The organism is Oerskovia merdavium, from assembly GCF_014836755.1.
In the GTDB taxonomy this organism is placed as follows: domain Bacteria; phylum Actinomycetota; class Actinomycetes; order Actinomycetales; family Cellulomonadaceae; genus Oerskovia; species Oerskovia merdavium.
On record NZ_JACSQF010000013.1, the window covers coordinates 63,741 to 78,731 of the forward strand.

6 protein-coding genes are annotated in these 14,991 nt (G+C 70.4%); 5 read left to right on the plus strand and 1 reads right to left on the minus strand.

Features of this window, described 5'->3' with window-relative positions; all coding sequences use genetic code 11:
* The first annotated feature begins 39 nt into the window (after positions 1 to 39).
* The 3 genes from H9641_RS13225 to H9641_RS13235 all read left to right on the plus strand — a co-directional run bounded on the left by H9641_RS13225 (position 40) and on the right by H9641_RS13235 (position 12,119).
* Positions 40 to 3,936, plus strand: a complete 3,897-nt coding sequence (locus H9641_RS13225) for an alpha-L-arabinofuranosidase C-terminal domain-containing protein (RefSeq protein WP_191804509.1) — start codon at positions 40 to 42, stop codon at positions 3,934 to 3,936.
* Positions 3,937 to 4,167: 231 nt separating this feature from the next.
* Positions 4,168 to 9,153, plus strand: a complete 4,986-nt coding sequence (locus H9641_RS13230; protein WP_191804511.1) for a family 43 glycosylhydrolase — start codon at positions 4,168 to 4,170, stop codon at positions 9,151 to 9,153.
* 173 nt (positions 9,154 to 9,326) lie between these two features.
* A complete protein-coding gene (locus H9641_RS13235; RefSeq protein ID WP_191804513.1) occupies positions 9,327 to 12,119 on the plus strand; it encodes an immunoglobulin-like domain-containing protein in 2,793 nt (930 codons plus the stop codon).
* Positions 12,120 to 12,315: 196 nt separating this feature from the next.
* Here the strand turns inward: H9641_RS13235 and H9641_RS13240 are convergent, their stop codons facing one another.
* Positions 12,316 to 13,344: an Abi family protein gene (locus H9641_RS13240; protein ID WP_191804515.1), complete on the minus strand. Its 1,029-nt coding sequence runs from the start codon at positions 13,342 to 13,344 to the stop codon at positions 12,316 to 12,318.
* 154 nt (positions 13,345 to 13,498) lie between these two features.
* Between H9641_RS13240 and H9641_RS13245 the strand changes: the two genes are divergently transcribed.
* Together H9641_RS13245 and H9641_RS13250 are read left to right on the plus strand one after the other, a co-directional pair.
* On the plus strand, positions 13,499 to 14,152 hold the full coding sequence (locus H9641_RS13245; protein WP_191804517.1) for a TetR/AcrR family transcriptional regulator: 654 nt from the start codon (positions 13,499 to 13,501) through the stop codon (positions 14,150 to 14,152).
* Positions 14,139 to 14,915 carry an ABC transporter ATP-binding protein gene (locus H9641_RS13250; protein ID WP_191804519.1) on the plus strand — a complete coding sequence of 259 codons (777 nt, stop codon included), beginning with the start codon at positions 14,139 to 14,141 and terminating at the stop codon, positions 14,913 to 14,915. Before H9641_RS13245 ends, H9641_RS13250 begins: the two co-directional genes overlap by 14 nt.
* Positions 14,916 to 14,991: the final 76 nt, after the last annotated feature.

The following is a 14,991-nucleotide window of genomic DNA, read 5'->3' on the forward strand; positions in this document are numbered from 1 at the left end:
GCATCGCTCCTTTCCTCGTTGCAGCAAGGTTGGAGCACTGTGATCATCTCTGATTCCCCTGCCCGCGGTACATCCCGCGGCAGGACGGCACGACCGTGGGCGGCCTCCGTCGCGGTCCTCGCGCTGGCGGCGACGACCGCCCTCGCGGTCACCCCGGCGGCCTTCGCGGCCACCGAGCCGGTCCTTCCGGAGGGCGCCTGGGTCGACCAGTTCGACTCGGGCCGGCTCGGCTCCGCGTGGGACGTCGTCAACCCCGTCCCGTCGGCGTGGTCGCTCGCGACGACGCCCGGGTCGTTGACCCTGACGTCCCAGACGGGCGACACCTACCAGGAGGCGAACACCGCGAAGAACGTCTTCATGGTGGACGTCCCCGTGGGCGACTTCACGGTCGTGACCAAGGTGTCGGCCCCGGTCGGCAAGGTCTACCAGGGCGCGGGCCTCATCGCGTGGAAGGACATGGACAACTACGTCCGCGCCGGTCTGACGTACGTGGGCAGCCTGTCGCCCTCGGCGCGCGCGATCGAGCTCGACAACGAGACGGGCGGGAAGTTCACGGCCGCGTCGTTCACCGACCGTGCGGGCTCGACGGGCGAGACGCTGCGCATGCAGCGCACGGGTGACACGCTCGCTGTGTCCTACTGGGACGCGGCTGCGGGCGACTGGAAGCCCGCGGGCTCGACGACGGTCACGTTCGACGTCACGCAGGTCGGCCTGTACGCCCTCGCGGCCCAGGACGGCTCGACGCACACCGCGACGTTCGACTACGTCGCGGTCGACGCGGCCGAGGGCCAGGACTTCGTCCCGACGGGTACGTTCTCGCTCGTCGGCCCGGCGGAGAGCAAGCACCTGGTCCTGACGGACACGGGTCTGTCGTTCGTCGCGCAGCGTCCGGCGTCGCCGCTGGGCCTGGTGGCCACGGCGGTGGCAGGCGGGCCCGACGGCGCTGCGACCCTCGCGCAGGCGGGCACCGGTCTGCCGGTGGTCGTCGCGGGCGACGGTCGCCTCACGCTCGGAGCCGCGGACGCGACCCCGGCCCAGGTCCGGCTGACCGACGTGGGCGGCGGCAAGCTCGCGCTGCGCGTGCCGGGTGCCGCTGCTGGGGAGTTCGCGGGAGTGCGTGCCGCGGACGGAGCCCTGGTGCTCGGTGCCGAGGACGCAGCCGTCAAGCTCACGCTCACCGCGCTGTCGTCGGCCGAGCACACGCTCGCGATCGACGCGGCGGGCGAGACCGTCGAGATGAGCGACGACCTGTACGGGATCTTCTACGAGGACATCAACTACGCCGCGGACGGCGGGCTGTACGCCGAGCTCGTGCGCAACCGCTCGTTCGAGTTCAACTCGTCGGACAACTCCTCGTTCACGGGGCTCACGGCCTGGGAGCGGGTCAACCGCAACGGCGGTACCGCGACCACGACGGTCGTGACCGACGCGCAGCGCCTCAACGACAGCAACCGCTACTACCTCAAGCTCGACGCGACGGCGGCCGGCGCGGGTCTGCGCAACGCGGGCTTCAACACGGGTCTCTTCCTCGAGAAGGGCCAGAAGTACGACTTCTCGGTGTGGGCGCGCTCCGCCGTCGGGCAGGACCTGACCGTGCAGGTCGAGAACGCCGCGGCGGGCACCACCTACGCGACCGGGAAGGTGAGCGTCGCCGGCACCGACACCTGGAAGAAGTACTCGGTGACCCTCACCGCGACCGAGACGACCTCGGCCGGGCGCCTCGCCGTCCTCGCGGGCGCCGCGGGCACCGTGCGCCTCGACATGGTCTCGCTCATGCCGCAGGACACGTGGGTCGGGCCGGTCAACGGCAAGACCCACCTGCGCAAGGACCTCGCCGAGAAGATCGACGCCATGAACCCGCAGTTCCTGCGGTTCCCGGGCGGCTGCGTGACCAACGCGGGCACGTTCGACACCTACCTCGAGAGCAACGGCACCGACCGCCGGCGCACGTACCAGTGGAAGGAGACCATCGGGCCGGTCGAGGAGCGGGCCACGAACTGGAACTTCTGGGGCTACAACCAGTCGTACGGGATCGGGTACTACGAGTACTTCACGTTCGCCGAGGACCTCGGCGCGACGCCTCTGCCCGTCCTGTCCGTCGGGGCCAACGGCTGCGGCAGCACCATCCCCGAGATGAAGGACGACGTCCGGATCCAGCGCTGGGTCCAGGACACGCTCGACCTCATCGAGTTCGCCAACGGTGACGTCACGACCGAGTGGGGCGCGGTGCGCGCCGAGCTCGGCCACCCCGAGCCGTTCGGCCTGAAGTACCTGGGCCTCGGCAACGAGGAGAACACCAAGACGTTCGAGGCGAACTTCCCGAAGTTCAAGGATGCCGTGCGCGCCGCGTACCCGGACGTCCAGATCATCTCGAACTCGGGTCCGGACGACACGGGCCAGCGGTTCGACGAGCTCTGGGAGTTCAACCGTGCGCAGGAGGTCGACCTGGTCGACGAGCACTACTACAACGACCCGAGCTGGTTCCTCGAGAACGCCGACCGCTACGACGACTACGACCGCGAGGGCCCGCACGTCTTCCTCGGCGAGTACGCGTCGCGCGGCAACACGTTCTTCAACGCGCTGTCCGAGGCCGCCTTCATGACGGGCCTCGAGCGCAACTCCGACGTCGTCGAGCTCGCGTCCTACGCGCCGCTGCTCTCCAACGAGTCGTACGTGCAGTGGTCGCCCGACGCGATCTGGTTCGACAACGACGAGTCGTGGGGCACGCCCAACTACTACGTCCAGGAGCTGTTCGCGAACAACGTGGGCGACGAGGTCGTCCCGTCCGTGCACGGTGCCGACGCCTCCGCAGAGCCCGCGTTGGACGGAGGCGTCTTCCTGTCCACGTGGTCGACCAGCGCGTCGTACGACAACGTCAAGGTCACCGACAACGCGAGCGGCGACGTCCTGTTCCAGGACGGGTTCGACGACGCCACGCAGTGGTCGCCCGTGACCGGGACGTGGGCCGCGCAGGACGGCGTGTACACGCAGTCCTCGACGTCCGTGACCGACGCGCGCTCGATCGTCACGGGTGCGTACGCCAAGGACTGGAAGAACTACACGCTCGAGCTCGACGCCCGCAAGATCGCCGGGTCCGAGGGCTTCCTCGTGGGCTTCGCCGCGGGCGGACCGAACGACTACTACTGGTGGAACATCGGCGGCTGGAACAACACCCGCTCGGTCCTCCAGCGGGCCGACGGCGGCAGTGCCGCCGAGGTCGCCGCGGTCGAGAACAAGCGCGTCGAGACAGGCCAGGGCTACAAGGTCAAGGTCGTCGTCCAGGGCAGCACGATCCAGCTCTACCTGGACGGCCAGCTCCAGATCTCGTACGAGCAGCCCTCCGCGAAGTCGCTCTACCAGGTCGTCACGCGCGACGAGGAGTCGGGCGACCTCGTGGTCAAGGTCGTCAACCCGACCGCGACCGCGGCCGACACGGCCGTGACGGTCGCAGGCCAGGAGATCGCGGCCCAGGCCACGATCACCGAGATGGTCGGCGCGCCCACGGACACCAACACCAAGGCGAACCCGCGGGCGATCGTGCCCGTCGAGCGGACCTGGGACGGGGCGTCCAACGCGTTCGACTACACGTTCCCGGCCTACTCGGTCACGTTCCTGCGCCTGCAGACGGCCGGCGCCGAGGTCGAGCCCGTGGACCTCGCGGTCACGGCCAGGGCGCAGTGCGTCGCGGGCCGGGCGAACCTCACGGTGCGTGCGGTCAACGGTGAGGACGAGGCCGTGAGCGTGGCGCTCACGACGCCGTTCGGCACCAAGACGTTCGCGTCGGTGGCGCCGGGCAAGAGCGCGTCGCAGTCGTTCAACAGCCGTGCGGCTGCGGTCCCCGCGGGGACCGCGACGGTCGTGGGCACGATCGGCACGGGGGCCGGGGCCCGCTCGACGACGTTCGACGTCGAGTACCCGGCCACGACCTGCGGCTGACGACCGCACCAGCTCCGCCGGGGTCGCGAGGTCCTCTCGCGGCCCCGGCGTGAGCCCTCCGGTCCAGACGGGCCGGTGACAGGACCAGCACGACCAGTACGACCAGTACGACCAGCACGACCAGCACGACCAGCACCACAAGGACGCGGGGGACCGGCGGGCCGGCACGACCAGCCCGACGGTCCCCAGCAGGGGGCGCTCAACGACGAGACGGCGGAGGCCACGAACCACATGACCACCCGACACGACCCGGCGCAGACCGCGCCCACGGCCCGACGGAGGGCCCCACGCGGGGCTCGCGCCGCCCTCGGGGGAGCGCTGAGCGTCGCTCTGCTCGCCCCGATGGCGCTGGCGGGCCCGGCAGCGGCCCTGACCTCGGCGCCCGCACGCCCGACGGCGCTCGCCCCGGCGGCGTCGGCCGCCACGCAGACGACTGCCGCAGCGATCCCCACCCCCACGACCGACGGCCTGAAGCTCTGGTACAAGCTCGACGAGCTGAGCGGCACGGTCGCCCACGACGCCTCGGGCTCGGGCCACGACGGCACGCTCGTCGGCGGCGGCGACTGGACCGACGGGCAGGGCCTGACGTTCGGCGGCTCGAGCTACGTCGACCTGCCCGACGACCTCCTCGCGGGGTACTCGGCCGTGACGGTCAGCGCCGACGTGTGGGTCGACACGACCCTGAGCGGCAACTACTTCTTCTACAACCTGGGCAACACCGCGGTCGGCTCGCCCCAGAGCGGCAACGGCTACCTGTTCTCCTCGGGCAACGCGAGCTACCGGGCGTCGGTCTCGAACGCCGCGTGGAGCGCCGAGCAGAACACGGCCAAGTCGCCCTCCGCGGCCCTCGCGCGCGGTGTCTGGAAGACCGTGACGTACACGCAGGGTGCCGGCACCGGTCGCCTCTACGAGGACGGCGCGCAGGTCGGGGTCAACACGGCCGTGACCCACACGCCGGGCTCGATCGGCAACGGGAAGACGACCGCCAACTACCTCGGCAAGTCCGCCTACGCGGCCGACAACCTCTTCAAGGGGCGCATCAAGGACTTCCGGCTCTACGACCGTGCGCTCACGGCCGCCGAGGTCGCGGACGTCAGCACCGCGAACGCGGCGGCGTCGGTCTCCGCCGACGCCGGAGCCCTGTCGCTCGGCGACACGAGCGCCGTGGCCAAGAACCTCACGCTGCCCGGGAAGGGCACGGGCGGCTCGACCGTCACCTGGGCGACGTCGGACGCGAGCGTCGTGACGTCGTCGGGCGTCATCACCCAGCCCGTCGGCCAGGCGCGCACCGCGACCCTGACCGCGACGCTCTCGCTGCGCGGCCAGAGCGCGACCAAGACGTTCGACGTCACCGTGGTCCCCGGCACCGGCGACCAGGGCGTCGTGGACGCCGCTGCCGCCGCGCTCGAGGTCAAGAACCTCGACGACGTGCGCGGCAACCTCACGCTGCCGACCACGGGAGCTGAGGGCACCACGGTCACGTGGGCCACCACGGCACCCACGGTCGTCACGCCGTCGGGCGAGGTCACGCGACCCGCGCACGGCCAGGCCGACCAGACCGTCACGCTGACCGCGACCGTGAGCAAGGGGCAGTCCACGGCCACGCGCGCGTTCGACGCGAAGGTCCCCGCGCTCCCCGAGCAGCAGGACTACGCGGGCTACCTGTTCTCCTACTTCATCGGTGAGGGCTACGCGACCGGCGAGCAGGTCTACTTCGGCCTGAGCAAGGGCAACGACCCGCTCAGGTACCGGAACCTCAACGACAACCAGCCCGTGCTGACGTCGAGCCTGGGGGAGACGGGCCTGCGCGACCCGTTCGTCATCCGTTCTCCCGAGGGCGACAAGTTCTACCAGATCGCGACCGACCTCAAGATCCACGGCAACGGCAACTGGGATGCGTCCCAGCGCACGGGCTCCAAGTCGATCATGGTGTGGGAGTCGACCGACCTCGTGAACTGGACCGACCAGCGCCTCGTCCAGGTCTCCCCGGAGACCGCGGGCAACACCTGGGCACCCGAGGCCTACTACGACGCGACGATCGGTGCGTACGTCGTGTTCTGGGCCTCCAAGCTCTACGAGGAGGACGACCCGGGCCACACGGCCAACACGTACAACCGCATGATGTACACCACGACCCGCGACTTCTACACGTTCACCGAGCCGCAGGTGTGGGTCGACCCGGGCTACTCGGTCATCGACTCGACCGTGATCGAGCACGACGGCGAGTTCTACCGCTTCACCAAGGACGAGCGGAACAACACGTCCACGACGCCGTGCTCCAAGTTCGTTCTGGGCGAGAAGGCGAGCGAGCTGCGCTCGCTGAGCTACGACTTCATCACCGACTGCATCGGCAAGGCCAACTCGCTCGGCGGCGGCATCAACCAGGGCGAGGGCCCGACCATCTTCAAGTCGAACACCGAGGAGAAGTGGTACCTGTTCATCGACGAGTTCGGCGGCCGCGGCTACGTGCCCTTCGAGACGACCGACCTGAACGCCGACGAGTGGAAGATGTCGACGGGCTACGAGATGCCCTCGCGCCCGCGCCACGGCACGGTCCTGCCCGTGACGCAGACCGAGTACGACGCGCTGCTCAAGGGCTACCAGCCGGACGCGTTCGTCCAGTCGGCCGAGGACGTCACGGCCGTCGTGAGCGTCGGTGACGCACCGGTCCTGCCGGCCACGGTCGCCACGCGCACAGCAGCCGGCACGACCACGCAGACCGCGGTCACGTGGGACGCGATCGACCCCGCGAGCTACGCGCAGGCCGGGACCTTCGAGGTCACGGGCTCGCTCGGCGCCGGCGTGAGCGTGCGCGCCAAGGCCGTCGTGACCGTGGTCGAGGGCGACGTCCCCGTCACGGGCCTGGTGGTCTCGCCCACCTCGACGCAGGTCACCGTCGGATCGGCACGCTCGCTCACCGCGACCGTGACTCCCGCCAACGCCACGGCCCGCACCATCACCTGGACGAGCGCCGACCCGTCGGTCGCGACCGTCGTCTCCAACGGGCCCTCCGCAGGCACCGTGCGCGGCGTCGCGGCGGGCAGCACGACCGTGACCGCCACGACCGCGGACGGGTCGCGCACCGCGACCGTCGCGATCGACGTGACGAAGGAGATCCCGGGCCTGGTGGTCCAGTACCGCCTGGACGAGACGAGCGGCACGCAGGCCGTGAACTCGGCGCCGAGCAGCGCCGTCGGTCCCGCGACCGTCGTGGGCGGGGCCGCCCGCAACGGCACGGACGGCGTGCGCCTCGACGGGGTCGACGACCACGTCAAGCTGCCCGACGACGTGCTCAAGGGCCTGACGGAGATCACCGTCTCGCTCGACGTGCGCATCGACACCGCCCAGTCCACGCCCTACTTCATCTACGGCCTGGGCAACACGAGCGGGTCGAGCGGCAACGGCTACCTCTTCTCGACGGGGGACGCGTACCGCACGGCCATCGCCTCGGGGAACTACACGACCGAGCAGAACACGACCAAGGGCTCGAACCTCGCTCGCGGCGTGTGGAAGCACCTGACGTACACGCAGTCGGGCACCACCGGCACCCTCTACGAGGACGGGATCCAGGTCGCGCGGAACACCAACGTGACCACGACCCCCGGATCGATCGGTAAGGGCACCACGGTCGCGAACTACATCGGCCGGTCGCTCTACTCGGGCGACAAGTACCTCAAGGGCGACGTCCGCGACTTCCGCGTCTACGACCACGCCCTGAGCGCCGAGGAGGTCAAGGACCTCGGTCAGGACCACTCGGCCGTCACGGGGGCCGAGCTCGCCGAGCTCAAGGTCGCCGCGATCGTCGACGGCGGGTCCAGCACGGTCACGCTCCCGGTGGTGCCCGGCACGGACCGCTCCGCGCTCGCGCCTCGCCTGGTCGTGTCCGACCGTGCGACGGTGACGCCCGCCAACGGCTCGGTGCAGGACCTCACGCAGCCCGTGACCTACACCGTGACGGGCCCCGACGGGGTCGCGCGCACGTGGACCGTCCAGGCCAAGGAGATGCGCAGCCCGGTCCTGCCGGGCCTGTACGCGGACCCGAACATCGCGGTCTTCGACGGGGTCTACTACATCTACGCGACCACGGACGGCACCCTCGGCTGGGGCGGCAAGGACTTCTACGTGTGGAAGTCGACCGACCTGGCGAGCTGGGAGCGCTCGGCCGAGCCGTTCCTCACGCTCGACGGCGCAGCGGGCGACGTCCCGTGGGCCACGGGCAACGCGTGGGCGCCGACCATCATCGAGCGCGACGGGAAGTACTACTTCTACTTCTCGGGTCACAACCCGACCTACAACCGCAAGACGATCGGTGTCGCGGTCGCGGACAGCCCCGAGGGTCCCTTCATCGCGCAGCCGACGGCCATGATCACGAACGGGGAGGCCGTCACGACGGGACAGGCGATCGACCCGGCGGCGTTCGAGGACCCGCAGACCGGCAAGTTCTACCTGTTCTGGGGCAACGGCAGCAACGCGCCGCTGTACGCCGAGCTGAACGACGACATGGTCTCGGTCAAGCAGGACACCATCACCAGGTTCGGTGGCCTGACGAACTTCCGTGAGGGACTGTTCCTCAACTACCGCGAGGGGATCTACCACCTGACCTACTCGATCGACGACACGGGCTCGGAGAACTACCGGGTCGGGTACGCGACGTCGACGAGCATCGACGGGCCCTGGACCTACCGCGGCGTGATCCTCGAGAAGGACGTGTCCCAGGGCATCCTCGGGACCGGGCACAGCTCGATCGTCCAGGTCCCCGGGACCGACGAGTGGTACATCGCCTACCACCGCTTCGCGATCCCCGGCGGTGACGGGAACCACCGAGAGACGACCATCGACCGCCTCACGTTCGGCGAGGACGGGCTCATCCAGAAGGTCGTCCCGACCCTCGAGAGCGTCCCGGCGCTCGACGTGACCGAGCCCGCGCAGGTCGAGGTCGACGTCACGGTCGCGCCCAAGTGCGTGGCCGGCAAGGCCGCGCTCACGGTGCTCGTCAAGAACACCGAGGAGGTGCCCGTCGACGTGGTCGTGACCACGCCGCTCGGGACCAAGACCTTCCTCCAGGTCGCGCCGGGCAAGCTCGCGTCGCAGACGTTCTCGGCCCGCGCGGTGACGCTCGCGGCCGGGAAGGTCACTGTCACGGCTCAGGCCGTGCTCGACGGCGCACTGGTCACCACGGCCTACGACGTCACCTACGCAGCGACCAGCTGCGGCTGACCTGCTGGCCGCCGCCGGGAGCTGACCTGCTGGCCGCCACCGAGAAGTGAGTAGATGCCCCAGTTCTGGGCGCAGGAGGGGCATCTACTCACTTCTCGGCGAGGGCGCCGACGGCGACCGTCCTCCCCGCACCACCCCTGCACCACCCGCACCACGAACCGAAGGAGCACATCGTGAGAAGAACCAGGGGACGTCTCGTTGCAGCGAGCGTCGCCGTCGCCCTGAGCACCGGGCTGACGACCACCGCCGTGGCGGCCGCTGATCCGGTCCTGCCCGAGGCCGGGCTCGTCGCCTGGTACAAGCTCGACGAGGCGAGCGGCACGTCGGCCGCGAACTCGGCGCCGGGCTCGACGTTCGGGGCAGCCACGGTCAACGGGGCCGCGCGCAGCGCGAGCGGCATCACGCTCGACGGGACCGACGACTACGTCCGGCTCCCCGACAGCCTGCTCAAGAACCTGACCTCGGTCACGGTCGACCTCGACGTCCTGGTCGACACCGCCCAGGGCACGCCCTACTTCATCTGGGGCATGGGCAACACGAGCGGCTCGGCCGGCAACGGCTACCTGTTCACCACGGGCAACGCCTACCGGACCGGCATCGCGTCGGGCAACTGGTCGACCGAGCAGAACACGACCAAGGGCTCGAACCTCGCGCGCGGGGTGTGGAAGCACCTGACCTACACGCAGACCGGCACGACCGGGACCCTCTACGAGGACGGCGTTCAGGTCGCGCAGAACACCGCGGTCACCACGACGCCGGCCTCGATCGGCGCCGGGACGACGACCGCCAACTACATCGGTCGCTCGCTCTACTCGGGCGACAAGTACCTCAAGGGTCAGGTCCGCGACTTCCGCGTCTACGACCGGGCACTGCCCGCGAACGACGTCGCGACCCTCGCGCAGAAGACCTCGGCCGCGGCCGCAGGAGCCGACGCCGCAGCCCTCGACCTCGGCGACACGAGCGCCGTCACGAGCAACCTCACGCTCCCGGTCACCGGCGCGCAGGGCTCGACCATCACGTGGGCGACCTCGCACGCGGACGTCGTGACGTCGTCGGGCAGGGTCACCCAGCCCGCCGCCGGTCAGCCCGCCGCGACCGTCACGCTGACCGCGTCGGTCACGCGCGGCGCCGTGACGCTCCCGCGGACCTTCACCGTGGTCGTGCCCGCGGCGTTCGACGACGCCCAGGCCGCCGCGTGGGACGCGCAGCACGCCGCAGTGACCAACATCGCCGACGTCCGCGGCAACCTCACCCTCCCGACGAAGGGCGCGCAGGGCTCGACCCTGACCTGGACGTCCTCGGCGCCCGGGACCGTGAGCGACACGGGCGTGGTGCACCGCCCGGCGCACGGCACGGCCGACACGGAGGTGATCCTCACGGTGACCGCGACCAAGGGCACCGCGACCTCGACCCAGCCCCGCACCGCGACGGTCCGCCAGGCCCCCGAGGCCCAGGAGCCCGCGGCGTACTTCTTCCCCTACTTCAAGGGCGAGAGCACGGCCGACGGCGAGGAGATCTACTTCGCCGCGAGCCAGGGCAACGACCCGCTCAAGTGGCAGGAGCTCAACGACGACAAGACGGTCCTGCGCTCGGGCCTGGGAGAGAAGGGCCTGCGCGACCCGTTCGTCATCCGTTCTCCCGAGGGCGACAAGTTCTTCCTCGTCGCGACCGACCTCAAGATCTACGGCGGCAACAACTTCGGCAACGCGCAGGAGCGCGGCTCGCTGAGCCTCATGATCTGGGAGTCGACCGACCTCGTGAGCTGGTCCGACCAGCGCATGGTCAAGGTCTCGAGCGACTACGCGGGCAACACCTGGGCTCCCGAGGCGTTCTACGACGAGGCCGCGGGCGAGTACGTCGTGTACTGGGCGTCCGCGCTCTACCCGACGACCGACAGCAGCGACCGCAAGATCGCCACGAGCTACCAGCGCATGATGTACGCCACGACGCGTGACTTCGTGACGTTCAGCGAGCCGCGGATCTGGGTCGACAACAAGCGCGGCACGGGCCTCGGCATCATCGACGCGTCGGTGACCAAGGTCGGTGACACGTACTACCGCTTCATCAAGGACGAGAAGTACATGACCGTCCGGAGCGAGAAGTCCACGGACCTGCGCGCCACGAGCTGGGACCTCATCACCGAGAACATCGGTGTGGGCCAGCCCAACGGCTACGGCGGCACGTTCACGGCGGGCGAGGGACCGACGGTCTTCAAGTCCAACACCGAGGAGAAGTGGTACGTCTTCATGGACCAGCCCAGCTACCACGGTGGCAAGGGCTACGTCCCGTTCGAGTCGACCGACCTCGACTCGGGGGTCTGGACCAAGTCCGAGCCCGCGACCCTGCCCGTGAGCCCGCGCCACGGCACGGTGCTCCCGGTCACCCAGGCCGAGTACGACCGTCTCCTCGCGCACTACCAGGCCGACGCGTTCGTGGCCTCGGCCGCCCCCGTCACGGTCACGACGGCCGCGGGCACCGCGCCCGTGCTGCCCGCGACGGTCACCGCGACCTACGGCGACGGCGCGACCAAGGAGCTCGCGGTCACGTGGGACGCGGTCGACCCCGCCTCCTGGGCGCAGGCCGGGACCTTCACGGTCAGCGGGTCGTTCGGCCCGTCGATCACGACGCGGGCGACCGCCACGGTCACCGTGACCCCCGTCGACCCCGAGCCCGAGCCCGACCTCGTGGTCGAGGTGTCGGCGACGGCGAAGTGTGTCGCGGGCAAGGTCACGGTGTCGGTGCGTGCGGTGAACGGTGAGGACGTGCCGGTCGACGTGAAGGTCGCCTCGGTGTTCGGGTCCAAGTCGTTCACGGGGGTGGCGCCGGGCAAGTCGGCGTCGCAGTCGTTCGCGACGCGTGCGGGCTCGGTCGACGCCGGCGTCGTCATGATCACCGCGAGCACGGGCGGCGCCGACGGCACCACCGCCACGTTCGAGGCGCCGTACCCGGCCCTCGACTGCGGGTGATCGCCTGACCCCCTGACCGCCGCGGGGCGAGGCGGTGCTGTCTCGTCCCGCGGCTGCCCCGCGCCGTGCCGGTGCGCCGGGGCCCACGCCCGGCCTGCCGCGACGTCTCCTTGCGTCGCGGTGGGCCGGGCGTCGTCGTCCCTGCTGCCCGACGGCGCAGCGCACCCGTGAGCGCGGGACACCTGATGTGTACTGCTCACGCCCCGGCGTCGGGCTGCGGTATCCGCCACAGGTCGAGCGACGACCAACCTGCAGGTATCCCGAGCGAGGCGATCGTCAGGTCCGGTGACGAGGGGAAGGTGTCGATCAAGGTGACGAGACGGCGACTCCAACCTGCGTCCGTGTCGATCGATCTGAGGAGGTAGGCGATCACCGCCAGAGCGTTGTACACGGAGAAGGAGCCTTTGGACGTCTCGTCAGCGCGTAGATGGTCGAGGAGTGGAACGACCCCGACCTTCGGCCGACTCGGGGCGTGCTGCAGCTTTCGGTTGTAGAGGCGCGCGTGATGTGCCGCAACGTTGCGCACGTAGTTCACGCTTGCGAGCCAGCTCGCCATCAACCTCTTCGTCGGAACTCCGAACTCTCGGGCGATCTCCTCCGCGTCCTCGTCCCTGAGCCCCTGGTACAAGCGGGAAAGGTGGCCGAGCTCGAGGATCTCGGTGAGCGCCCAGATCGGCATCCGGCCGCCGTAGTTCTCCCGGAAGTGCGCGACGAAGGTCTCGTCCGACCGGTCGCGTCGATCGGCGACGCGCTGGAGCCACTCTGCGTGCTTGCCGGGTCGCGTCCTCCAACCGGTCGTCCGGTCCAGCTGATGCTCCACGAACGTCGGGAGGAACGTCTCCGGATCGAGGTGTGCGAATGCGGATCGGCGCCCGAGGACGTAGCCGATACGCATGCGGAACGCGACCTCGATCCGCTCGACACCGTCCATCACGAGCAGACGCAGCGAACGATCCAGGTCGATCACCTCGGCGATGTGGTCGATCGACGCGCCAGGCTTGTAGCCCTGCAGAACCCGAGTTCGAACCTTGCCATTCTCGTCGATGTACTGTTCCGAGCTGCGCAGCGGGTAGAGGTACCCCGTGATGCGGTAGTAGCCGATGGCGCAGAGGAGGGCCGCGGTGCGGTCACGCGGATCGACGTCGACCCCGCGCCCGTCGAGTTTTTCGATCTGCTGATCGAGCGACAGCCACGGCTTGGTGTACTCGTTGGTGTACTCGCCCATCGCGCCCCCCAGCGGCAAGAAAATCAGCCCGCCGCCATTCGGCGACGGGCTGATCGTGATGCTGCGAGACTACCTGCTGCTCGTGTCACCGTCCAGGAGGCGCGGAGCGCACCCGTGAGCGCCGGTGCGCTCCGTCGTCGGGCAGAATCGAGGCATGAGTGCTGGTGCGGTACGGCGGGGCCGACGGCCCGCGGGCGAGGACACCCGGGCGTCGATCGTGGCCGCGGCGCGCGAGGAGTTCGCCGCCAAGGGGTACGACGCCGTGAGCATGCGCGGCGTGGCGCGCGCGGCCGGGGTGGACCCCGGACTGATCCGGCACTACTTCGACGGCAAGGGCGAGCTCTTCGCGGCCTCGCTCGTCCCCGCGGGGGCAGACCCGCAGGCGCTCGCAGGCCGGTTCGCCGAGGGCGGTCTCGACGGCCTGGGGGAGCGCCTCGCGCGCACGGTGCTCGCGGTCTGGGACGCACCCGACGGGCAGGTCCAGCTCCGGCTCGTGCTGTCCGGGCTGCTGTCCGCCGACGGGCACGTGCAGGAGCTGCCGCGCTACCTCCAACGGACGGTGTTCGACCAGGTCGCCGCGCTCCTGCCGCGCGAGGTCGCGGGGAGGCGTGTGGGCCTGGTCGCGAGCCAGGTGCTCGGGGTGCTGGTCACGCGTCATCTGCTGCACCTCGAGCCGGTGGCGTCGATGTCGCCCGAGGAGCTCGTGCGATCGATCGCCCCGACGATCCAGCGCTATCTCGAGGGTGCGGACGAGGGTCTTGCGCCGGGCACCCACGAGGAGCACAATTCCTCACATGGGGAATATTGACCCGGTCATCAACGTCCGCAGCCTCCGCGTCGACCGCGGCGGGACCACCGTCCTGCACGGGCTCGACCTCACGGTGCCGGACCGCCAGGTCGTCGGGCTGCTCGGACCGAGCGGCAGCGGCAAGACCACGCTCATGCGTGCGCTCGTCGGGGTCCAGCAGATCACGGACGGGGAGGTCGAGGTCCTGGGCCGGGCGGCCGGAGACCCCGTGCTGCGGCGCCGCGTCGGGTACGTGACCCAGTCGCCCAGCGTCTACGCGGACCTCAGCGTGACCGAGAACCTGCGCTACTTCGCGACGATCCTGGGCGCGGGGCCGCGTGACGTCGCGCGCGTGACCGACGCCGTGGACCTCGCGCGGCACGCCCGGCGCCGGGTCGGCACGCTGTCGGGCGGCGAGCGGTCGCGCGTCTCGCTGGCCGCCGCGCTGCTGGGGGACCCGCAGCTGCTCGTGCTCGACGAGCCGACCGTCGGGCTCGACCCCGTCCTGCGCCGCGACCTGTGGGACCTGTTCGCGCGCCTGCGCGACGCCGGGACCTCGCTGCTCGTGTCCTCGCACGTCATGGACGAGGCGACGCGCTGCGACCGGCTCCTGCTCCTGCGTGACGGTCGCCTGCTCGCGGACGACACCCTGCCGGGCCTGCTCGAGCGCACGGGCGCCCACGACGTCGAGCACGCGTTCCTGCGGCTCGTGGAGGAGCCCGCCGGCCCCGACGGCGCAGCGGCCGTCAGGAGTCCACGTCACCTCGGAGGGGAGGCGTCATGAGCATGCACGACGCACGGGAGGCGAGCACGCTCGCGGCGGGAACCGCGGTCGACCACGAGCACGCGGCGGCGGCCAG